Raw genomic sequence first — 22001 nt, 5'->3', positions numbered from 1 at the left:
GGCTGGTGTGGTTGCGTCTGGGGGAGAAACCGGGAAGGAAAAATGCGGGAACGGGATTGAGGTGCGCTCGCCCGGGCCCCGCAACCGATTCCGCGTGACGGCGATCGATGAGCGGGGCGTTAGATCATGCGGAGGACTCGCGCCACGGCAAGCGCGAGCCGAAGGACTATCGCGTCACGGCGCGACGACCGGATGCTTCAGCGCATGCGCGGTCTCGATCCACTGCGCGTGGAATTCGTCCGCGTCGGGCCGAAGCCCGAGTTCGCCGTTGCGATAGGCCATCGCGAGCGTCTGCACGGCTTCCGGTAGCTCGTGCTCGGCGGCCCGGCGATACAGCGCGAGTGCGCGCGCGTCGTCGCGCGGCACGCCGCTGCCGTCGCGGTACGCGTTCGCGAGCATGAAGTCGGCAGCCGGAATGTCCGCGCGCGACGCGACGTCGAACCAGTGCGCGGCCTGCGCCGGGTCGGCCGCGATGCCGTAGCCGCTGCGGTAGATCAGCCCGAGGTAATACGCGGCGGCCGGGTCGCCCTGTTCGGCCGCCGCGCCGAGCAGCGCGCGGGCGCGTGCATAGTCTTTCGGGAAGTCGCCGCTGCCGAGCAGCAATGCCTTGCCGAGCGCGAGCCGCGCGCGCCGCGCAGCCGGCGCGTCGGCCCGGCCGTCTGCCGCCGCGGCCGTTTCCAGCCAGCCGCGCCCCTCGTCGCGCAACCCCGGTTCGTGCGCATCGACGAGCGCGATGCCGAGCGCCGCCTGCGCGGCGCCCGAGCCGCGGCGCGCGAGCGTGCGCAATTGGGCCAGCGCATGCGGCTCGGTCGCCTGCGTGACCATCGCCTGCCATTCGTCGAGCTGCGCGGCGCTCGGCGCGGGGCCGGCGCCGCGCAGGCCGGCGGCCGCGACGACGGCCGCGACGGTCACGGCCGCCGCCGCGAGCAGCGCGGCCGGCGGGAGTTTCGCGCGCAGCACGCGCCGCGCGGCGGCGGCGAGGCCGGTTTCGGCGGGCCGCATCGTCCGGATCGGTTGCATCGCGTGTCTCATTGCGTGAGGTCGATTTCGTAGGTCGCGAGGTTCTTGCCCGAGCCGTCGTCGGCCGCGACCTGCGTGATGCCGGTCAGGCCGGCCGCCGCCGCGTCGCCGAGGCGGTTCGGCGCGGACGCGAACCGCACGTGCGCGACCGAGCTCGCGAGCTTCGTGAAGCGCCAGCTGCGCTGCGCGCCGTCGGCCGCGCGCGTGATCGCGCCGCGCTTCTTGATGAACGCGATCAGCACGTCGCGGTTCGCGTCGGGCGACGCGAAGATCGTCTTGCTGCCGTCGAGGCCCGGGAAGTTGCCGCCGCCGCTCGCGCGGTAGTTGTTGGTCGCGACGATGAACTGCGCGTTCGGGTCGATCGCCGCGCCCTTGTACGTCAGGTTCCTGATCCGGCTGCCGACCGGCTGCGTGACGTCGACTTCATACGCGAGATCGGCCGACGTGAACATGTCGAAGTTGTAGCCGGGGAAGGTGCTGACGAGCGGCTGCACGGTCGCCTGCGTCGGGTCGATCCGGTTGAAGCGCTTCGCGGCCGTCTCGAGCCAGTTCTTCACGTCGGCGCCGCTCACCTTCACCGCGTACACGGTGTTCGGATACAGGTACAGGTCGGCCGCGTTGTTGATTGCGAGCGCGCCCGGCGCGACGTCGGTGTAGTCGGTGCCGCCGCCGAAGCCGCTCTTGAACGGCGCGCTGACCGACAGCACCGGCAGCGACGCGTACTGCGGCAGGTTCGCCTGCACGTACGTCTTCACGTAGTCGGCCTGCGCCTCGTTGACGATCTGGATCGCGCCCGGATCGCCGACGTCCGCGAAGTACGTGTTCATCCGGTAGTCGGTCGAGCCGATCGGCGTCTTCACGTAGTCGATCGTCGCCTGGTGCTCGGCCGCGATCGCGGCGGAGACCGACGGGTCGGCCGCGACGTAGCTCTTGTCGGCGTTCTGGATCGGCCGCGCCTCGACGGTCGTCTGCGATTTGTCGACGGCCCACGTCTTGCCGTCGAACTTCAGGCCGAGCTTGATCACGCCGAGGTGCTTGCCCCAGTAGTTGGCCATCACGGTCGGCACGCCGTTGACGGTGCCCTTGACCTTGTCGACGCCCGGCAGGTTGAACTGCGCCACGGTGCTGTTCGCGTCCGGGAACACCTGGTGCGAGTGGCCGATCAGCATCGCGTCGATGCCGGGCACCTTCGACAGCCACCAGCTGCCGTTTTCCATCGTCGGCGAGTACGCGGAATTGTCGAGGCCGCCGTGCGAGATCGCGACGACGAGATCGGCGCCCTTCGCGCGCATTTCCGGAATGTACTTCTCGGCCGCTTCCTTCAGCCCGGTCGTGTAGACCTTGCCGTCGAGCCAGCGCTTGTCCCAGTTCATGATCGCGGGCGGCGTGAAGCCGATGATGCCGATCTTCACGGGCGCGCTGACCGTCTTGCCGTCCGGCGTCGTGGCCGTCACCGTGCGCGTCAGGATCGTGTACGGCGCGAACAGCGGCGCGTTGGTCTTCGCGCTGATCACGTTCGCGAGCACCTGCGGGAAATTCGGGCCCGCGCACTTCTTCTGCTGGGCCGGCGCCGGCAGGCCGTCGACCTCGAACGTGTTGCCGGTCACCTGCGACAGGTACGGCAGCCCGTAGTTGAACTCGTGGTTGCCGATCCCGCCGCCGTCGAATTTCGCGGCGTTCATCACCTTGTAGATCGCGAGCGTCTGGTCGCAGCCGACCGGCTTCACGAGCGCCTGGTAGTCCGACAGCGCGGTGCCCTGGATCGTGTCGCCGTTGTCGAGCAGCAGCGTGTTCGGGTACTGCTTGCGCGCCTGCGCGATCAGCGTCGCCACGCGTTCGAAGCCGAGCGAATTGTCGGCGGCGAGCTTGAAATAGTCGTACGACAGCACGTTGGTGTGCAGGTCGGTCGTCTCGAGCAGCGCGAGCGTGGCCGTCGTGCCGGCGGGCGCCTGGGCCTCGGGCCGCGACGGCGGCGTGGCGGTGACGTCGTCGCCGCCGCAGCCTGCGAGGGCGAAGGCGAGGCTGGCGAGCGCGGCGGCGGCCGGCGCGTGGCGGCGGGAAAGCGGGGGGAGACGCATCGGATGTCCTGTTCGGTGTTCTGTTTTATCAAACGCGAGGTACGCACGAATGGCGGCGCGGCGCGCCGACGGCCTGACGTGCGGCGCGTGAGAGTATCGAAAGGAAACGTGACGGAACAATGAAAGGTCGCGATACCGGCCACGGGCCCAGGCCCGTTATTGGCATGAACAGGCCCCGCGACGCTCGGCGGCGTCGGGGCACGGCCCAGCCGCCCCGGCTCCGGCCCGGCGCCCCGGCCGCGCCCCGAGCCCGGTGCCCCGCCCACATCCTCACGTCGCGGCGCCGGGCGGTTCGCTACAATGGCCGCTGTCATCCTTTTGCAAACAACCTGCCCTTGGACTTCGAGACCCCTCCCGGCCTGTCGGTCGACGCCGGCGGCCAGGGCCAGACGGTGCGCCTGACCGGCCAGTGGACCGCGCTCTCGCTCGCGCGCAACCGCGGCGCCGTGGCGCGCCGCATCGCGAGCATCGCCGCCGGGCGCGTCATCGAATGGGATCTGTCCGGCATCGAGCGGCTCGACCACGTCGGCGGTCAGGCGCTGTGGCGCGTGTGGGGCCGCAAGCTGCCGGCGGGCGTCGCGCTGAGCGCCACGCAGCGCACGATCTTCGAGCGCATCGAGCGGCTCGACAGCGCGCGCGAGGCGCCCGAGCGCGTGGTGCGCGTCGATCCCGTCACGCGGCTCGGCCAGGCGATCTTCGCGTTCGGCGAACACCTGCAGGGCGGCATCGCGATGTTCGGCCTCGTGATCCTCGACGCGCTGTCGGTGCTGCGCCGCCCGAAGACGATGCCGTGGAAGGAAACCTCGGCGAACATCTACAGCGCCGGCGCGCAGGCGCTGCCGATCACCGCGCTCGTCGCGTTCCTGATCGGCATCGTGCTCAGCTACCTGTCGGCGCAGCAGCTGCAGATGTTCGGTGCGAACCGCTACATCGTGAACATTCTCGGGCTGTCGGTGATCCGAGAACTCGGCCCCGTGCTGTCGGCGATCCTCGTCGCGGGCCGGTCGGGCTCGGCGATCACCGCGCAGATCGGCGTGATGCGCGTGACGGAAGAGCTCGACGCGATGCGCGTGATGGGCATCCCGCACGGGCTGCGGCTGATCCTGCCGCGCGTGCTCGCGCTCGGCGTCGCGATGCCGCTGCTCGTGATGTGGACCAACATCATCGCGCTGACGGGCGGAGCGCTCGCCGCGAAGATCGTGCTCGGCATCGACATCAACTATTTCGTGCGTTCGCTGCCGGGCGTCGTGCCGATCGCGAACCTGTACATCGGCGTCGGCAAGGGCGTCGTGTTCGGCATGCTGATCGCGCTGGTCGCGTGCCATTTCGGCTTCCGGATCAAGGCGAACTCGCAGAGCCTCGGCGAAGGCACGACCACGTCGGTCGTGTCGTCGATCACGGTCGTGATCCTCGCCGACGCGGTGTTCGCGATCCTGTTCCAGAACGTGGGGCTCGGATGAACGCATCGAACGAAACGACCGCGCATGCCGCGGCCATCGGCGCCGGGTCGGTCGGCCCCCGGCCGGGCGCGGCCGTCGATGCCGGCGATCTCGTGATCGAGGTGCGCAACCTGACCAAGCGCTACGGGCGCAACATCATTCACCAGAAGCTCGACTTCGACGTGCGGCGCGGCGAGATCGTGTCGATCGTCGGCGGGTCGGGCTCCGGCAAGACGACGCTCGTGCGGCAGATCCTCGGCCTCGAACGGCCGACGTCGGGCACGATCAAGGTGTTCGGCGAGGATACGGCGACGATCGACGACGCAAGCGCGCGGATGATGCGCACGCGCTCGGGGATGCTGTTCCAGCAGGGCGCGCTGTTCTCGTCGATGACGGTGTTCGACAACGTCGCGCAGCCGCTGCGCGAGCTCGGCCGCGTGCCGCCGGACCTGCTGCACGACATCGTGATGCTGAAGCTCGAGATGGTCGGGCTGCCGTGCAAGCACGCGTCGAAGATGCCGGCCGCGCTGTCGGGCGGGATGGTGAAGCGCGTCGGCATCGCGCGCGCGATCGCGCTGGAACCCGAGCTGCTGTTCCTCGACGAGCCGACGGCGGGCCTCGATCCGCAGGCGTCGGACGAATTCGTCGAGCTGATCGCGACGCTGCACCGCACGCTCGGGCTGACCGTCGTGATGGTGACGCACGACCTCGACACGATGGTCGCGCTGTCGACGCGCGTCGCGGTGCTGGCCGACCGCAAGGTGCTGGTCGCGGCGCCCGTCGAGGAGGCCGCGAACGTCGATCATCCGTTCATCCACGAGTATTTCCTGGGGCTGCGCGGGCGCCGCGCATTGCAGGCGCTGCCGCCCGAGCGGCGCGCGAAGCTGCCGAAGGCGGCCCTCGAACCGGCGCTGTCGAGCGTCGAGCTGTAGAAGCAAGGAACCCGCGAATGGAAAACAAATCACATGCGTTCTGGGCCGGCCTGTTCACGATCGCGCTGACGCTCGCGATCGCGGGCACCGTGTTCTGGTTCAACGTCGACCGCACCGTGCGCGTGCCGTACGACCTGCTCGCGCGCACCAACGTGACGGGGCTCTTTCCGGACGCGGCCGTGCGCTTTCGCGGCCTCGACGTCGGCAAGGTGCAGTCGATCGGCTTCGATCGCACGCATCCGGGCCAGATCCGGATCCGCATCCTCGTCGATCACGACGCGCCGATCACGCAGTCGACCTACGGCAGCCTCGGCTTCCAGGGCGTGACCGGCATCGCGTTCGTGCAGTTGGAGGATACGGGGCGCGATCTGTCGCCGCTGCCGTCGTCGCCGAAGGCCATCGCGCAGATCCCGATGCGGCCGAGCCTGTTCGACCAGATCCAGGAACGCGGCGACGTGCTGCTGCGGCAGCTCGAACTGGCCGCGAAGAGCGCGAACGCGCTGATGTCGCCCGAGATGCGCGAGCAGCTGCGTGCGACCGCCGAAAGCCTGCAGCACGCGGCCGACGGCGCCGCGACGCTGACGAAGCAGCTCGGCCCGGCCGTCACCGCGCTGCCGGAGACGATGCACGAGGTGAACCGCGCGATGGCGTCGGCGAACACGCTGCTGCAGCCGAACGGGCCGCTCGTGTCGAACCTGAACAAGGCCGGCACGGCCGCCGAGCAGGTCGGCGTCGCGCTGAACGGCCTCAACGCGCGCGTGCAGTACGACACGCTGCCGCGCTTCAATGCGCTGGCCGACAGCGTCGGCGACGCGTCGCGGCAATTGAAGGACGTCGCCGGTGAACTCGGCCGCAACCCGCGCAGTCTGTTGTTCGGATCGCCCGGCGCGGCGCCCGGGCCGGGCGAAGCGGGCTTCGTCTGGCCGGGTGCGACGGCCGGGCACTGACGCCCATCGAAACCGGAAACCTTACGCAGGAATACGCCATGCCACGAATCCTTGACCGCGCGCTGCGCCCGGCAGCGGCCGCGCTTGCCGTACTGACGCTCGCGGCGGCAGCCGGCTGCGCCGGCAACAGCGCGGTGCTGTCGAACATCCGCTACGACCTGGGGCCTGCGTCGTCGGTGGCGACCACCGGTTCGGGCCCCGCGCTGAAGGTGCTCGACGTCGCCGCGCCCGACGCGCTCGATTCCGACAAGTTCGCGTACCGCCTCGCCTATGCCGATGCGCAGCACGTGGCCGTCTATCGCGACAGCCGCTGGACCGCGCCGCCCGCGCAACTGCTCACGCAGCGCCTGCGCGGCGCGCTGTCGTCGCGCGGCACGGTGCTCGAAGGCGTCGACGGCGTGCGCGCGCCGACCCTCAAGGTCGACCTGAGCGAATTCGAGCAGGTCTTCGACGGGCAGTCGCAAAGCCACGGCGCGGTGACCGCGCGCGCGACGCTGACGCTCGACGGCAAGGTGCTCGGCCAGCGCACGTTCGTCGCGCGCGCGCCGTCGAGCACGCCCGACGCGGCCGGCGGCGCGCGTGCGCTCGCCGCGGCCAGCGACGAACTCGTGTCGCAGATCGCCGCGTGGGTCGGCGTGCAGGCGTACGCGGGCACGCCGTGACGCCCGACGCGCAGCCGCGATTGCATCCGCGATTGCATCCGCGATGAACGTGCCGGGCACGCATCGCGCGTCGCCGCTCGCGCGGCAGGCGTTTGCCGCTTACGCGGCGCTGATCGTCTATGCGTCGCTGTATCCGTTCGATGGCTGGGTGTCGCTCGGCATCGGTCCGTTCGATTACCTGCTCGCGCCGATGCAGCGCTACGTGACGGCGTTCGACGTGGTCACGAACGTGCTCGGCTATCTGCCGTTCGGCGCGCTCGGCGTGCTGGCGCTGCACCCGCGCTGGCGGGGCGTGGCCGCGACGCTGATCGCGGGCGCGCTCGGCGTGCTGCTGTCGGGCGCGATGGAAGCGCTGCAGACCTACCTGCCGACGCGCGTCGCATCGAATCTCGATCTCGGCGCCAACGCGCTCGGCGCGCTGCTGGGCGCGGCGCTCGCCGCGCCGGCCACCGGCGCGCTGCTCGACCGCGGCGTGCTGCGCCGGCTGCGCTTCGCGTGGCTCGAGGCCGACGGTTCGACGCCGCTGCTGCTCGCCGCGCTGTGGCCGTTCGCGATCGTGTTTCCGTCGCCGTTCCTGTTCGGCATCGGCGACTGGCCGGCCGCGTTGTGGGAGCGCGCCGACGCGTCGATGCAGGACGCGCTGCTCGCGTGGCTGCCGGCCGCGTGGCACGTCAGCGAATGGCCCGAGCGGGTCGACGGCTGGCTGTCCGATTCCGCGTGGGAAGCCGTGCTCGGCGGGCTGATGCTGTTCGCGGCGCTGGCGATCGCGTCGCTCGCGATGCGCCCGCGCGCGCCGCGCATCCGGCTGCTGGTCGCGCTGGTGGTCGCCACGCTCGTGCTGAAGGCGGCCGCGACGTTCATGCAGTCGGCTACCGGCCTCGTCGTCGTGTGGGCGACGCCCGGCGCGCGGCTCGGCATCGAGCTCGGTTTCGCGGCGGCGCTCGTCGCCTTGCGCGTGCCGGCAACGTGGCGCGCGATGCTCGCGGCGCTCGCGCTTTTGGCCGGCGTCGCGCTCGTGAACCTGCTGCCGGTCAACCCGTTCTTCGACTTCACGCTGTCGGGCTGGCGGCAGGGCCGCTACGTGCACTTCAACAGCCTCGCGCGCTGGCTCGCGTGGATCTGGCCCTACGCGGCGCTGATCTGGCTCGGCCAGCGCGTCGAGCACGCGTGGCTGCCGGCCGCGCTGCGCCGCTGACGCGGCAGCCGGCGGCGGCCGCGCCGCGGGCAGCCGCGTGCGCCGGTCGCTATAATCGTCCGCATCCTCCGTTGCCGCGTCGCGCAACGGCAATTCATCGCCCCTCTTTGCGCACGGCCTCGCGCCGGGCCGCTCGTCATCACCATGGATTCCTACTACCAGCACCACGTCTTCTTCTGCCTGAACCAGCGCGATCCGGGCGCCGAGCGTCCGAGCTGCGCGCAATGCAATGCGCAGACCATGCAGGAATACGCGAAAAAGCGCGTGAAGGAGCTCGGTCTCGCGGGGCCCGGCAAGGTCCGCATCAACAAGGCCGGCTGCCTCGACCGCTGCGAGGAAGGGCCGGTGATGGTCGTGTATCCGGAAGGCACGTGGTACACGTACGTCGACCAGGCCGACATCGACGAGATCGTCGAGTCGCACCTGCGCGACGGCAACGTCGTCGACCGCCTGAAAATCTGAGCGGGCCGGCGCAATGAACGTTCATACGCAGAAATCGCTGATCGCGGGCCCGGTCGGCCAGATCGAAATCGCGGTCGACCTGCCCGACGCCGTGCGCGAGGGCGGCGCCGCGCCGCGCGGCATCGCGCTCGTCGCGCATCCGCATCCGCTGTTCGGCGGCACGATGGACAACAAGGTCGCGCAAACACTGGCGCGCACGCTCGTGCAGCTGAACTACGTCGTCTACCGGTCGAACTTCCGCGGCGTCGGCGCGACCGAAGGCGTGCACGACAACGGCACGGGCGAGGCCGACGACCTGCTCGCGGTGCTCGCGCACATGCGCGCGCAGCCCGCGTATGCGGATCTGCCGCTCGTGCTCGCGGGTTTCTCGTTCGGCACCTTCGTGCTGTCGCACGTCGCGAAGCGCCTGCGCGACGCGGGCGAGACGATCGAGCGGATGGTGTTCGTCGGCACGGCCGCGAGCCGCTGGCAGGTGGCCGACGTGCCCGAGAACACGCTCGTGATCCACGGCGAGACCGACGACACGGTGCCGATCGCGTCGGTGTACGACTGGGCGCGGCCGCAGGAGCTGCCGGTCGTCGTGATTCCCGGCGCCGAGCATTTCCTTCATCGCAAGCTGCACGTGCTGAAGCGCATCATCGTCGACGCGTGGCGCTAGCCCGCATGCGGGCGCCGGCCTGAGCCCGGTGCCCGTATCACGTACCGGCGCATCCGGTCGGTGCGCACTCCTTGCCGCGCGCAACCTCGCGCGACATCGCGCCACACTGCGCGGCGCGGTGCCGGCTCTGGGGCCGCGCAACGCGAGTGGCACGCCGCCTGCGCCCGCCTTTCGCGCGGCTTCGCGCATGCCTGCCCGCTGCACTCCCGTGTCATGCTCTTGCAGCCGATAGCCGGGCGCCTGCCGCCCGGTTCGCGAAAACGCCGTTCGCGGCCACGTATAATGGCCGCTTCCGCGTTGCCCGCGGCCCGGCTGGGCCCATGCGGCGCTCGTTTCGCCGCCTGTCCGCCCGCTCGCGACGGCCGCGAACCGAACGCGCCCGCACGAGTCCAACCGGCGCGTTTCGCGTCGCCCGACGGTGTCGGGCGAGCGCCCGACACGCCCGCCGCCTTGCCGTTCAACCCTGCGCGTTTCGCACCGCACTTTCTGCCATCAGCCTGAATCGATCATGCGTCTGTCTTCCCAAGGCCTCAAGTCCCTCGCTTCCTCCATCGCCTTCGGCACCGCCGCGCGCAACGTCGCGCTCGGCGTGATGCTGCCCGTCGCGCTCGCCTCGACGATCGTCGTCGCCGAGGCGAAGCCGGCCGCCAAGGCCAAGGCCGCGCATGCGGCGCCGGCCGCCGAGCAGTTCACCGGCGCGCCCGCGACCTACATGCCGGGCGCGGTGCCGCCGCCGGGCGTGAACGCGCGCTCGTGGGTGCTCGTCGACGCGACGAGCAACACGGTGCTCGCATCGGGCAACGCGGACGAACGCGTCGAGCCGGCGTCGCTGACGAAGCTGATGACGGCGTACCTCGTGTTCGAGGCGCTCGACAAGAAGAAGATCTCGATGGAGCAGATCGTCACGCCGAGCGAGGCCGTGCGCCGCGTCGGCCGCGACGAGTCGCGCATGTTCATCGAGGCGAACAAGCCGGTGTCCGTGCACGACCTCGTGTACGGGATGATCATCCAGTCGGGCAACGATGCCGCGATCGCGCTGGCCGAACTCGTCGGCGGCAGCGAAGGGCAGTTCGTCACGATGATGAACGACGAGGCGCAGCGCCTCGGCATGAAGGGCACGCACTTCGCCGACGTGAACGGCATGCCCGACCCGAACCACTACACGACGGCCGGCGACCTCGCGAAGCTGTCCGCCCACCTGATCCGCGATTTTCCGCAGTACTACGGCATCTTCTCGGAGAAGGAATTCAAGTACAACAACATCCGCCAGGGCAACCGCAACCGGCTGCTGTGGCTCGACCCGACGGTCGACGGCCTGAAGACGGGCCACACGCAGGCGGCCGGCTACTGCCTGATCGCATCGGCCAAGCGCGCGATTCCGGGCGTCGACGGCCAGCGCCGCCTCGTGTCGGTGATGATGGGCGAGCAGAAGGAAAGCGATCGCACGCAGGACAGCATGAAGATGCTGAACTACGGCTACAGCGCGTTCGATTCGGTGCGCCTGTTCAAGGGCGGCCAGGCGATCTCGACGCCGCGCATCTACAAGGGCAAGGACAACACCGTGCAGGTCGGCGTGAAGAGCGACCAGTGGGCGACCGTGCCGCGCGGCCTCGGCGACAAGGTCAAGACCGAAGTGGACGTCAACGCGCCGCTGATCGCGCCGCTCGCGCAAGGCCAGCAGGTCGGCACCGTGAAGATCGTCGCCGACGGCAAGACGCTGTCCGAATTCCCGGTCGTCGCGCTGCAGGCCGTGCCGGAAGCGGGTATCTTCGGTCGTATCTGGGACTCGATCCTGCTGATGTTCAGCAAGAAGAAGTAAGCGCGACGGGCCTTTGTTTTCACGACTTCATCCCCATCTGACATAGCCATGAGCCAAGCCGAATTCGAACCGATCGTCTACCTCAGCGTCTCGTCGCAGGAGGAACTGGTGCCGCTGTCCGAAGCCCGTGTGCCGGTGCTCGACCGCGGATTCATCTTCGGCGACGGCGTGTATGAAGTCGTCCCCGTTTATGCGCACGACGGCGCGCACGTGCCGTTCCGGATCGAGCAGCATCTGGACCGGCTCGCGCGCAGCCTGAAGAAGATCGGCATCGACAACCCGCACGACGCGGCGGGCTGGCGCGCGCTGATCGAGCGGCTGGTCGCGGCGAACGCCGAAGGCCTCGGCGACGGCAACGCGCTCGTCTACCTGCAGGTGACGCGCGGCGTCGCGAAGCGCGGCCACGCGTTCCCGGCGAACGCGGTGCCGACCGTGTTCGCGATGACGAGCCCGCTGCGGCTGCCGTCGGCGGAGGAGCGCGCGAAGGGCGTGCGCTGCGTGACGGCCGAGGATCGCCGCTGGCTGCATTGCGACATCAAGTCGATCTCGCTGCTCGGCAACGTGCTGATGGCGCAGCATGCGGCCGAACGCGATGCGTTCGAGACGATCCAGCTGCGCGACGACAACGTGACCGAAGGGTCGTCGTCGAACGTGTGGATCGTGAAGAACGGCGAACTGTTCGCGCCGCCGCGCAGCAACAGGATCCTCGAAGGGATCCGCTACGCGCTCGTCGAGCAGTTGGCCGAGGAATGCGGGATCCGGTTCGTCGCGCGCGAGATCAGCGAGGTCGAACTGCGCTCGGCGGACGAAATCATGATCACGTCGGCCACGAAGGAAATCCTGCCTGTCACGTCGCTCGACGATCTGCCCGTGCAGGGCGGCAAGCCGGGGCCCGTGTTCGCGGCGTTGTACGACGCGTACCAGCGTGCGAAGGCACGCGAGTTTGAACAGTTTGACCTAACCCGGAGAAAGTGATGAGCGAACCGACCAAAACCGTCGAGGTGACCGGCGCGATCGAGACCCGGAAGGAGTCGCTGCTGGAGTTTCCGTGCGATTTCCCGATCAAGATCATGGGCAAGGCGCACCCCGAGTTCAAGGACACGATCTTCAAGGTCGTCGCCGTTCACGACAACGAGATCGACGTGGAGAAGATCGAGGAGCGCGCATCGAGCGGCGGCAATTACACGGGCCTCACGATCACCGTGCGCGCGACGAGCCAGGAACAGCTCGACAACATCTACCGCGCGCTGACCGGCCATCCGATGGTCAAGGTCGTCCTTTAAGCGTCCGTTCCGGCGTGCGGGATCAGCGCAAACGGCCGCTGATCCCTTTCCATCCTCCCTCCAGCGCGCACTCGGCGGGGCATTTCCCCGCCGCGCGCCGCGCGTCCAGCTCGTCGCACAGCCGCTTGAATTCGGCCACTTCCTCGAACAGCCAGGTCCGGAACGCCTGCACGCGCGGCGTGTTCAGCAGCGGCGGCGGACACACGAAAAAATAGTGCCACGGGCTCGGCCCGTCGATGTCGAACAGGCGCACGATGCGCCCGTCGAGCAGGTCGTGCACCGCGAGCGAGCGGCGCACCAGCGCGATGCCCTGGCCCTCGATCGCGGCCAGCAGCAAGTTCGACGAATCCTGGTACAGGATCCCGCGTTTCGGCTCGGTCAACGTATCGAGCCCGGCCGCGTCGAACCACGGCCGCCACAGTTCGTCGTCCGAGCGCAGCAGCGGGTAGTGCACGAGATCGGCCGGCGTTTGCGGCAGCTTGCCGCCGTTCAGCGTCGGCGCGCACGCCGGAAAGAACACCTCCTCGAACAGCGGCTCCACATGGAGCCCCGGATAGCTGCCGAAGCCGAAGCGGATCGCGAGATCGACGTCGTCGCGCGCGAAATCGGTGAGCGAGTTGGTCGACTGCAGCTCGACGTCGATTTCCGGATGCCGTTCGATGAACGTGCCGATGCGCGGCGTGATGAAGCGCGCGGCGAACGACGACAGCATCGACACCACCAGCCGCCGGTCGCGGTCGCTCGCGCGCACGTCGCGCGTCGCGTCGGCGATCACCATCAGCGCGGTGCGGATCTGCTGCGCATAGCGCATGCCGGCGTCGGTCAGGCACAGCCGCTTGCCGTTGCGGGTGAAGAGCTGCACGCCGAGCTCCTCCTCGAGCGCGCGCACCTGGTGGCTGACCGCACCGTGCGTGACGAACAGCTCGTCGGCGGCGCGCGAGAAGTTCTCGTGGCGGGCGGCGGCCTCGAACGCGCGAATCGCGTTCAGCGCCGGGAGCTGGCGGAGGTCCATTTGCTAATTTTCCTCACATCGTCGTGAAAATTGGTCGTTTGGTCGGACGCCTTTGAATGACTACGATTGTAGCCATCGAAGCACTTATTGGCGGAGTCGATCATGCAAGAAATCTCTTCAAGCATCACGTTCGAAATTCCCCCGGGCGAAACCGTGCCGATGAAGGTGCAGCGCAGCACGCGGCTGACCGTCCAGTGCGGGCCGGTCTGGGCGACGCGCAGCAACGACGTCGACGACTACTTCCTGGCCGACGGCGAGACGCTGAAGCTGCGCCGCGGCGAACGGCTGTGGCTCAGCGCGGAAGGCCGCGAGGGCGCGTGTGTCGCGTTCTCGGTGTCGCGGCCGCCGCGGGAGGTCGCGCTCGGCGGGCTGACCCGGCTGCGCGAACGCGTGAGCGCGCTGTTCCACGACGGCTGGCGCACCGTTTGACCCTCGTTTCATCCGACGGATACCGGCGATCCGTCCCCCTGCCCAGGCCGGCGAGACCCACGGGTTTTCGGTAAACTACCGCCCATGTCCGTTTCGCCGGTTTCCATCGTGTCCACGCCTGTCGCCGTTTCCGCATCGCCCGCCGGAGCCCCGGATCAGCCGGTCACCGTGCGGTGGCGGGGCCGCGAGGCGTACGAAGCGAGCTTCGACGCGATGCGCGCGTTCACCGACACGCGCACGGCCGACACCGGCGACGAGATCTGGGTGGTCGAGCATCCGCCCGTCTACACGCTCGGCCAGGCCGGCGACCCCGCGCACCTGCTGGTGGCCGACAGCGGCGTGCCGCTCGTGAAGGTCGACCGCGGCGGGCAAATCACCTACCACGGCCCCGGCCAGATCGTCGTCTACCTGCTGCTGGACTTGCGCCGGCGCAAGCTGATGGTGCGCACGCTCGTGACGAAGATCGAGGAGGCCGTGATCGAAACCCTCGCGGCGTATAATCTCGCTTCGGTCCGCAAGGCGGGCGCGCCGGGGATCTACGTGGCATCCGGCGTGCACGAGGGCGCGAAAATCGCCGCGCTCGGCCTGAAGATCCGCAACGGCTGCAGCTATCACGGGCTGAGCCTGAACGTGAAGATGGATCTGCGCCCGTTTCTTGCGATCAATCCGTGCGGCTATGCCGGACTGGAAACCGTCGACATGGCGAGCCTCGAGGTTGCCGCCGACTGGAACGACGTCGCCCACACGCTGGTGGGGCGTCTGATCGCCAACCTCGACGGCGCACCCGCGGCCGCCGACAAGCCGCACGCACTGGAACAATCGAATGACTGACGTTACCGCTTCTCCCGCACCGGCCGATTCGGCCGCGACCCCGGCCTACGATCCGACCGCCAAGCAGAAGGCGCAGGCGAAGACGGCGCGCATTCCGATCAAGGTCATTCCGATCGAGAAGCTGAAGAAGCCCGAGTGGATCCGCGTGAAGGCGGCCACCGGCAGCTCGCGCTTCAACGAGATCAAGACGATCCTGCGCGAGCACAACCTGCACACCGTGTGCGAGGAAGCGAGCTGCCCGAACATCGGCGAATGCTTCGGCAAGGGCACCGCGACGTTCATGATCATGGGCGACAAGTGCACGCGCCGCTGCCCGTTCTGCGACGTCGGCCACGGCCGTCCCGATCCGCTCGACGCGGACGAACCGAAGAACCTCGCGCGCACGATCGCCGCGTTGAAGCTCAAGTACGTGGTGATCACGAGCGTCGACCGCGACGACCTGCGCGACGGCGGCGCCGCCCACTTCGTCGAATGCATTCGCGAAGTGCGCGAGCAGTCGCCCGACACGCGCATCGAGATCCTGACGCCGGATTTCCGCGGCCGTCTCGACCGCGCGATCTCGATCCTGAACGCCGCGCCGCCCGACGTGATGAATCACAACCTCGAAACGGTGCCGCGCCTGTACAAGGAAGCGCGCCCGGGTTCGGACTACGCGCACTCGCTGAAACTGCTGAAGGACTTCAAGGCGCTGCATCCGGACGTCGCGACGAAGTCGGGCCTGATGGTCGGCCTCGGCGAGACCGAAGAGGAAATCCTGCAGGTGATGCGCGACCTGCGCGCGCACGACGTCGACATGCTGACAATCGGCCAGTACCTGCAGCCGTCCGAGCACCACCTGCCGGTGCGGGCTTACGTGCATCCCGATACGTTCAAGATGTACGAGGAAGAGGCGTACAAGATGGGCTTCACGCACGCGGCCGTCGGTGCGATGGTGCGCTCGAGCTATCACGCCGATCTGCAGGCGCATGGGGCGGGGGTGGTCTGAGCGCCGCGTTCGCGTCCATCGGCAGAAGTCCCGCAATTCACAAAGCCCGCAGCGATGCGGGCTTTTTCGTTGGCGCGGCGGTTATCCGTGCCTGCGCACGGCAATCGTTACCCGACCGGACGCGCAATCCGGTCGAGCATGAAAAGCAAAGCTGAAACGGCATCGATAGCTTCGCAGGATAAGTTCGCTCCCGCCGCGCGCAAAGCCCGTAAAGTCGGCTCTCCCGCAGCAATGCCCGCATTCCGAAGGAGAGCCGCATGTCCCGTTTCAGCTTCGTCCGCCGCGCCGTCGTCGCGCTGACCGCCTTTGCCGCGCTCGGCGCGGCGCACGCCGAATCGCGCGAGGTCGTGATCGCGTACCAGGACATGGTCGTGCCGTGGCGCTACGCGCAGGCGAGCGGTGAAGTCGAAAAGGCGACCGGCTACAAGGTCACGTTCCGCAAGCTCGACAGCGGCGCCGACGTGATCCGCGCGCTCGCGTCGGGCTCCGTGCAGCTCGGGGAAGCCGGGTCGAGCCCGATCGCGGCCGGCCTGTCGCAGGGGCTCGACATCTCGCTGTTCTGGGTGCTCGACAACATCAACGACGCCGAGGCGCTCGTCGCGCGCAACGGCTCGGGCGTCACGAGCATCGCGGCGTTGAAGGGCAAGAAGATCGGCGTGCCGTTCGTGTCGACGTCGCATTTCCATACGCTCGTCGCGCTGCAGGCCGCGGGCGTCAATCCGAACGACGTGAAGATCGTCAACCTGCGTCCGCCCGAAGTCGCGGCCGCATGGACGCGCGGCGACATCGACGCGACCTACATCTGGGATCCGGTGCTCGCGAAGGTCAAGCAGTCGGGCACCGTGCTGACGACGTCCGGCCAGGTTGCGAAAGAAAGTGGCAAGGCGACCTTCGACGGCTTCGTCGTGAGCCGCAAGTTCGCGCGCGAGAACCCCGAATTCGTCACGCGTTTCGTGAAGGTGCTCGCGGCGGCGGACGCCGACTACCGCGCGCATGCGGCGGCGTGGAAGGTCGGCTCGCCGCAGGTCGCGGCGGTCGCGAAGGTGTCCGGCGCGAACGCGCAGGACGTGCCGGCCAGCCTCGCGCTCTACGCGTTCCCGACGGCGGCCGAGCAGGCTTCGCCGACGTGGCTCGGCGGCGGCGCGCAATCGGGCGCCGCGAAGTCGCTCGCGGCCACGGCCACGTTCCTCAAATCGCAAGGCACGATCCAGACGGTGCTCGCCGACTATTCGGTCGGCGTCGATCCGCAGTTCGTGCAGAAGGCCGCGCGCTGAGCGCGGCCGTTCAGCCCACTCGTCGCGGAGCCCTTCGATCATGAGCACGCTGGAAGTCCGTCAGGTATCGGTCGCCTACCCGGGCGAGCGCGGCAGGCCGACGACGCAGGCGCTCGCGCGCGTCGACCTGCGCATCGATGCCGGTGAATTCGTCGTCGCGCTCGGTGCATCCGGGTGCGGAAAGACGACGCTGCTCAACTGCATGGCCGGCTTCGTCGCGCCGACGACGGGCGACGTGCGCGTCGACGGCGTGCCGGTCACGGGCCCCGGCGCCGATCGCGGCGTCGTGTTCCAGAAGTACGCGCTGCTGCCGTGGCTCGACGTGCTCGACAACGTCGCGCTCGGGCTGCGCTTCGCGCGCGTGCCGAAGGCCGAGCGCGAAGCGCGGGCGCGCGAGATGCTCGCGCTCGTCGGCCTCGAGCGTCATGCGCATGCGCGCGTGTACGAACTGTCGGGCGGGATGCAGCAGCGCGTCGGCATCGCGCGTGCGCTCGCGAGCGACCCGCGCGTGCTGCTGATGGACGAGCCGATGGGCGCGCTCGATGCGATGACGCGCGGCACGATGCAGGCGCTCGTGCTCGACGTGTGGGCGCGCACCGGCAAGACGGTGTTCTTCATCACGCACGACGTGGAGGAGGCGTTGTTTCTCGCGACGCGTCTCGTCGTGATGACGCCAGGCCCCGGCCGCATCGCAGAAACCTTCGCGCTGCCGTTCGCTCGGCGTTACGTCGAATCGCGCGATGCGCGCGCGGTGAAGTCGTCGCCGGAATTCATCGGCTGGCGCGAGCGGCTGATCGCGTATCTGCATCGCGACGACGCGGTCGCGGAGCCCGCGTGATGAGCGAGCTCGCGCGACACGGCGTGGCCGTCGGGCGCGGCCGGAACAGCACTTTGCACAGGCAGGACGACATGAGCACGCAGGATTCCTGGGCGGCCGATCGCGCGCCCGCCGATTTCGAAGAACGGGATGCGCGCGCGGCGCAGCGGCGCCACGCGGCGCATCCCGCACGCCCATCGCACCGCTACCGGTTGCCGGGGCAAGGGAAAACGGCCGCGCTCAGCACGGCGACGATCGCGGCGCTGGCCGTGCTGTGGTGGGTCGCGACGCATCTGCAGTGGCTGCCGCCGCTGTTCCTGCCCGCGCCCGAAGCGGTGTGGACCGCGTTCGTCGACGCGTGGCACGGCCGTATCCAGGGCGGCCTGCCGCTGTCCGACCATCTGTTGTGGAGTGCCGCGCGCGTGTTCGGCGCGTTCGTGCTCGCAACCGCGATCGGCGTGCCGGCCGGCATCCTGATGGGCGTGAGCCGCGTCGCGCGCGGCGTGCTCGATCCGCTGCTGGAGTTCTATCGGCCGCTGCCGCCGCTCGCCTATCTGCCGCTCGTCGTGATCTGGTTCGGCATCGACGAGACGGCGAAACTCGTCGTGATCTTCCTCGCGTGCTTCGCGCCGATCGCGATGGCCGCGCGCGCCGGCGTGCGCGCGGCGACGGTCGAGCAGATCAACGCCGCGTATTCGCTCGGCGGCAGCTTCGCGCAGATCGTGCGCCACGTGGTGCTGCCCGCCGCGCTGCCGGAGATCCTCACCGGGCTGCGGATCGCGATCGGGTTCGGCTGGACGACGCTCGTCGCGGCCGAGATGGTCGCCGCGACGGCCGGCCTCGGGCAGATGGTGCTCAACGCATCGAGCTTCCTGCGCACCGACATCGTCGTGATGGGCATCCTGATCATCGGCGCGATCGCGTGGCTGTTCGATCTCGCGATGCGCTGGGTCGAGCGGCGCGTGGTGCCGTGGAAGGGAAGGGGTTGACGTCATGCAGGCAGCGGCGGCGCACGCGCGTCGCCGCTGCCTGTCGCACTCAATCCCCCATCGCGACCCCTTCGCGCCGCGGATCGGCCCCGCCGAACCACACCGTCTGCCCCTGCACGTTCAGCCGCTGGATGCCCTGCAGCCCCGAGTTCATCTCGACGACCTGCACGTCGTGCCCGCGGCCCTTCAGCCCGTCGGCGAGCGCGTCCGACACGCGGCCGCGTTCGAGCTGCGTCGGCCCGTTCATCGACCCGAAGTTCGGCAGCGCGATCGCCTGCTGCATCGTCATGCCCCAGTCGAGCACGCCGACCAGCGTCTTCGCGACGTGATTGATGATCGCGGGGCCGCCGGCAGAGCCGACGATCATCGTCACCTGCTTCGTCTTCTTGTCGAACACGAGTTCCGGCGACATCGCCGAGCGCGGCCGCTTGCCGGGCTGCACGCGATTGGCGACCGGCCGGCCGTTCTCGCTCGACACGAACGAGAAATCGGTCAACTGGTTGTTCAGCATGAAGCCGCGCACCATCAGCCGCGAGCCGAACGCATCCTCGATGCTGGTCGTCATCGACAGCGCCTGCCCGTAGCGGTCGACGATCGCGATGTCGGACGTCGACGGCAATTCGGGGCTGCGGTCGTCGGCCAGCGCGAGCGTCGCGCCCTGCGGCGTGCCGGCCTGCGCGACGCCCATGCTGGTGTCGCCGATCAGCCGCGCACGCTGCGCGAGATAGGCCTTGTCGGTGAGGCTCGCCCAGTTGCCGCCCGGCAGCGGCACGAAATCGGGATCGGCGACGTAGCGCGCGCGGTCCGCATACGCGAGGCGCCCGGCCTCGCTGAACAGATGCGCGGCGAACGGCGTCGGCTCGTAGCCGACTTCGTTGCGCACCGGCTTCTGCGCGCCGATCTGCTGCCAGTCGGGCATCGCCTCGAGCATGCCGAGCATCTGCGCGATCGCGAGGCCGCCCGACGACGGCGGCGGCATTCCGCACACGACCGAGCGCCGGTAGTCGGCGCACAGCGGCGCACGCACCTTCGCCTGGTAGCGCGCGAGATCCTGCAGCGACAGCAGCCCCGGGTTGCTCGGGTGCTTGCGTACCTTCGCGACGATGTCGCGCGCGATCGCGCCGTTGTAGAACGCGTTCGCGCCGCGGTCGGCGACCTGACGCAGCACGGTCGCGAGCGCCGGGTTCTTCAGCACCGTGCCGGCGGCCTTCGGCGTGCCGTCGGCGTTGTAGAAATAGGCGCGGGCCGCCGGATCGTTCTTCAGGTACCTGTCGTTCGCGATCAGCATCGCCAGGCGCGGGCTGATCGTGAAGCCGCGCTCGGCGAGCCGGATGGCCGGCTGGAACAGCCGCCGCCACGGCAGCTTGCCGTGCGCGCGGTGCGCGGCGTCGAGCATGCGCAGCACGCCCGGCGTGCCGACCGAGCGTCCGCCGACGACGCCTTCGTAGAAACTCATCGGCTGGCCGGTCGGCCCGTAGAAGAGGCGCTCGGTCGCGGCGGCCGGCGCGGTTTCGCGGCCGTCGTACGCCTGCGTCGCCTTGCCGTCGAAGTACAGCATGAACGCGCCGCCGCCGATGCCCGACGATTGCGGCTCGACGAGCGCGAGCACCATCTGCGTCGCGATCGCCGCGTCGATCGCGGTGCCGCCCGCCTTCAGCATGTCGTAGCCGGCCTGCGTCGCGAGCGGGTTCGCGGCCGCGATCATGAAGTGCTGCGAGGTCCAGCCCGGCTTGTCGGTCCAGCCGGACGACAGCTCGGGCGCGTGGAAGCCGGGCAGCGGCACGGCCGCGCCCGATGCGGCGGCGACGGGCACCACCGCGCTGGACGACGGCGCGGACGGGGACGTGCAGCCGGCGCCGAACGTGACGAGCGCGACGGCGGCAGCGAGCGTCCAGGGACGCGAATGCGGACGAATCCGGTCGAACATTGAACCCTCGGCGGCAGTGAATTCGAACGAGACGGCGGCGTTGATGTTGACGTTGAGGTCGGCGCGGGCGCAACGGCGCTGCCCGCCCCGGCGCGCTATTGTCGCCGTGCGCCCGGCGGCTTGTCATCCGACAGGAAACCCTGACGCATCGCGCCGGGCCCGCCCCGGCCGGTCTTTCCGGCCTGTTCGAGGATGAACTCTATGAACGTGGCGGTGGCGCGCGTGTGGTGGCGGTTCGGCATGTACAGCATGTACATGTGCGTGCCGAAGATACTGAGCCGGTATGCGTCGAGCGACGTGACGACGGTGCCGTGCCGCAGGTCGTCCTGCATCACGTAGTCGGGCACGATGCCGACGCCGATCCCCGCGAGGATCGCCTGGCGCAGGAAGAGGAAGTTCTCCGAAATCAGCGTCGGTTCGAGCAGCACCTCGTGGCGCTCGTCGCCGAGATACGCGGCGATCCGCAACTGCCGGCCGAGCACCGTCGCGGTGACGACCGGCGCGGCGGCCAGCGCGCCGAGCGTCGCGGGCATCCCGTGCGCGGCCGCGAACGCGGGCGACGCGCACGCGACGTAGCGCACCGCGCCCATGTCGCGCGCGACGAGGTTCTGCGGCGGCTCCGACATCACGCGGATCGCGATGTCGACTTCGTCGCGCATCAGGTCTTCCACGCGATTCTCGAACACCACGTCGAGCACGATGCCCGGATGCAGCCGCTTGAACGCGAGCAGCCACTCGGACATCACCATCTGCCCATAGCCGCTCGGCACCGACAGCCGCACGCGGCCCTGCAGGTCCTGCCCGAGCGTCGTCACCGATTCCTGCGCGGCCAGCAATTCGTTGCGGATGCGCCGGCCATGCTCGTACAGCTTGAGCCCGATCTCGGTCGGTTCGATGCGCCGCGTCGTGCGCCGCACGAGCTGCTGGCCGATCGAGCGTTCGAGCTGGTTCAGCCGGTAGCTGACGTTCGCCCGGCTCATCTTGAGCCGCTGCGCGGCCTTGCTGAGATTGCCCGCGTCGAGGATCTCGACGAGCAGCGTCAGCGCGTTCAGGTCCATCCGGGGGTCTCCTGATCCGTCCCGCTTAAAGGGCCGAAACAACGGGCCGAAACGGTTCGAAAGCATTCAATGTCAAGTCGGACTTGACAGCTTGTAAAGGCGCGCGGGAATTGTCAATGAATCTCGATCAATCGAGAATCGAGTCATGCCCGGCAACCACGCCGGACCGTTTCCCGCCGCGCGG

At 69.2% G+C, this 22001-nt stretch carries 21 protein-coding genes; 16 read left to right on the top strand and 5 right to left on the bottom strand.

What is annotated here, in order from left to right; translation table 11 throughout:
* Window positions 1-174: 174 nt before the first annotated feature.
* Together KPB06_RS05275 and KPB06_RS05270 are read right to left on the bottom strand one after the other, a co-directional pair.
* Entirely contained in the window at window positions 175-1020 is an 846-nt protein-coding gene (locus KPB06_RS05275) for a tetratricopeptide repeat protein (protein WP_124658668.1), read from the bottom strand.
* A gap of 8 nt (window positions 1021-1028) precedes the next feature.
* Window positions 1029-3098: a bifunctional 2',3'-cyclic-nucleotide 2'-phosphodiesterase/3'-nucleotidase gene (locus tag KPB06_RS05270; protein WP_275906088.1), complete on the bottom strand. Its 2070-nt coding sequence runs from the start codon at window positions 3096-3098 to the stop codon at window positions 1029-1031.
* A 335-nt stretch (window positions 3099-3433) separates the two neighbouring features.
* On the opposite strand from KPB06_RS05270, the gene KPB06_RS05265 reads away from it, so the two are divergent.
* From KPB06_RS05265 to KPB06_RS05220, 10 genes are all read left to right on the top strand, one after another.
* Window positions 3434-4558: an MlaE family ABC transporter permease gene (locus KPB06_RS05265; RefSeq protein WP_059575991.1), complete on the top strand. Its 1125-nt coding sequence runs from the start codon at window positions 3434-3436 to the stop codon at window positions 4556-4558.
* Window positions 4555-5469: an ABC transporter ATP-binding protein gene (locus tag KPB06_RS05260; RefSeq protein WP_099316859.1), complete on the top strand. Its 915-nt coding sequence runs from the start codon at window positions 4555-4557 to the stop codon at window positions 5467-5469. Before KPB06_RS05265 ends, KPB06_RS05260 begins: the two co-directional genes overlap by 4 nt.
* 17 nt (window positions 5470-5486) lie before the next feature.
* Entirely contained in the window at window positions 5487-6416 is a 930-nt protein-coding gene (locus tag KPB06_RS05255; protein WP_059575996.1) for an MlaD family protein, read from the top strand.
* A gap of 38 nt (window positions 6417-6454) precedes the next feature.
* The gene (locus KPB06_RS05250) at window positions 6455-7078 is read left to right on the top strand and encodes an ABC-type transport auxiliary lipoprotein family protein (RefSeq protein ID WP_059575998.1); all 624 of its coding nucleotides are present in this window, start codon (window positions 6455-6457) and stop codon (window positions 7076-7078) included.
* Between the two features lie 43 nt (window positions 7079-7121).
* A complete protein-coding gene (locus KPB06_RS05245; protein ID WP_059576002.1) occupies window positions 7122-8273 on the top strand; it encodes a VanZ family protein in 1152 nt (383 codons plus the stop codon).
* Between the two features lie 144 nt (window positions 8274-8417).
* Window positions 8418-8735 carry a (2Fe-2S) ferredoxin domain-containing protein gene (locus KPB06_RS05240; protein ID WP_050018157.1) on the top strand — a complete coding sequence of 106 codons (318 nt, stop codon included), beginning with the start codon at window positions 8418-8420 and terminating at the stop codon, window positions 8733-8735.
* Between the two features lie 13 nt (window positions 8736-8748).
* Window positions 8749-9393 (top strand): alpha/beta hydrolase, encoded by a 645-nt coding sequence (locus tag KPB06_RS05235; protein ID WP_012329296.1) that lies wholly within the window; start codon window positions 8749-8751, stop codon window positions 9391-9393.
* Window positions 9394-9901: 508 nt separating this feature from the next.
* On the top strand, window positions 9902-11212 hold the full coding sequence (locus KPB06_RS05230) for a D-alanyl-D-alanine carboxypeptidase family protein (protein WP_059642762.1): 1311 nt from the start codon (window positions 9902-9904) through the stop codon (window positions 11210-11212).
* A 48-nt stretch (window positions 11213-11260) separates the two neighbouring features.
* Window positions 11261-12187 (top strand): D-amino acid aminotransferase, encoded by a 927-nt coding sequence (locus tag KPB06_RS05225; RefSeq protein WP_059576005.1) that lies wholly within the window; start codon window positions 11261-11263, stop codon window positions 12185-12187.
* Window positions 12187-12495 carry an HP0495 family protein gene (locus tag KPB06_RS05220; protein ID WP_011546305.1) on the top strand — a complete coding sequence of 103 codons (309 nt, stop codon included), beginning with the start codon at window positions 12187-12189 and terminating at the stop codon, window positions 12493-12495. The genes KPB06_RS05225 and KPB06_RS05220 overlap by 1 nt, the downstream gene beginning before the upstream one ends.
* A 22-nt stretch (window positions 12496-12517) precedes the next feature.
* On the opposite strand, the gene KPB06_RS05215 is transcribed toward KPB06_RS05220, so the two are convergent.
* A complete protein-coding gene (locus tag KPB06_RS05215) occupies window positions 12518-13507 on the bottom strand; it encodes a transcriptional regulator GcvA (RefSeq protein ID WP_226224887.1) in 990 nt (329 codons plus the stop codon).
* Between the two features lie 102 nt (window positions 13508-13609).
* Here KPB06_RS05215 and KPB06_RS05210 point away from each other — a divergent pair, with 102 nt between their 5' ends.
* From KPB06_RS05210 to KPB06_RS05185, 6 genes are all read left to right on the top strand, one after another.
* The gene (locus KPB06_RS05210) at window positions 13610-13936 is read left to right on the top strand and encodes a DUF2917 domain-containing protein (RefSeq protein WP_059642796.1); all 327 of its coding nucleotides are present in this window, start codon (window positions 13610-13612) and stop codon (window positions 13934-13936) included.
* 84 nt (window positions 13937-14020) lie between these two features.
* Entirely contained in the window at window positions 14021-14767 is a 747-nt protein-coding gene (gene lipB / locus KPB06_RS05205) for a lipoyl(octanoyl) transferase LipB (protein WP_226224889.1), read from the top strand.
* Window positions 14760-15752, top strand: coding sequence for a lipoyl synthase (gene lipA, locus KPB06_RS05200; protein WP_059576014.1), 993 nt, complete (start codon window positions 14760-14762; stop codon window positions 15750-15752). Before lipB ends, lipA begins: the two co-directional genes overlap by 8 nt.
* A 257-nt stretch (window positions 15753-16009) precedes the next feature.
* Entirely contained in the window at window positions 16010-17026 is a 1017-nt protein-coding gene (gene tauA, locus KPB06_RS05195) for a taurine ABC transporter substrate-binding protein (RefSeq protein WP_060966603.1), read from the top strand.
* Window positions 17027-17066: 40 nt separating this feature from the next.
* The gene (locus KPB06_RS05190; RefSeq protein ID WP_059576019.1) at window positions 17067-17864 is read left to right on the top strand and encodes a taurine ABC transporter ATP-binding protein; all 798 of its coding nucleotides are present in this window, start codon (window positions 17067-17069) and stop codon (window positions 17862-17864) included.
* Window positions 17864-18832 carry an ABC transporter permease subunit gene (locus tag KPB06_RS05185; protein ID WP_059576022.1) on the top strand — a complete coding sequence of 323 codons (969 nt, stop codon included), beginning with the start codon at window positions 17864-17866 and terminating at the stop codon, window positions 18830-18832. The genes KPB06_RS05190 and KPB06_RS05185 overlap by 1 nt, the downstream gene beginning before the upstream one ends.
* Before the next feature lie 49 nt (window positions 18833-18881).
* Here KPB06_RS05185 and ggt read toward each other — a convergent pair whose 3' ends face one another.
* Both ggt and KPB06_RS05175 read right to left on the bottom strand, forming a co-directional pair.
* Entirely contained in the window at window positions 18882-20759 is a 1878-nt protein-coding gene (gene ggt, locus KPB06_RS05180; RefSeq protein ID WP_059576025.1) for a gamma-glutamyltransferase, read from the bottom strand.
* 95 nt (window positions 20760-20854) lie between these two features.
* Window positions 20855-21817 carry a LysR family transcriptional regulator gene (locus KPB06_RS05175; RefSeq protein ID WP_059576029.1) on the bottom strand — a complete coding sequence of 321 codons (963 nt, stop codon included), beginning with the start codon at window positions 21815-21817 and terminating at the stop codon, window positions 20855-20857.
* Window positions 21818-22001: the final 184 nt, after the last annotated feature.

It is taken from the genome of Burkholderia semiarida (assembly GCF_029268935.1).
In the GTDB taxonomy this organism is placed as follows: Bacteria; Pseudomonadota; Gammaproteobacteria; order Burkholderiales; family Burkholderiaceae; genus Burkholderia; species Burkholderia semiarida.
This window is presented reverse-complemented; position numbering and strand designations above follow the sequence as displayed.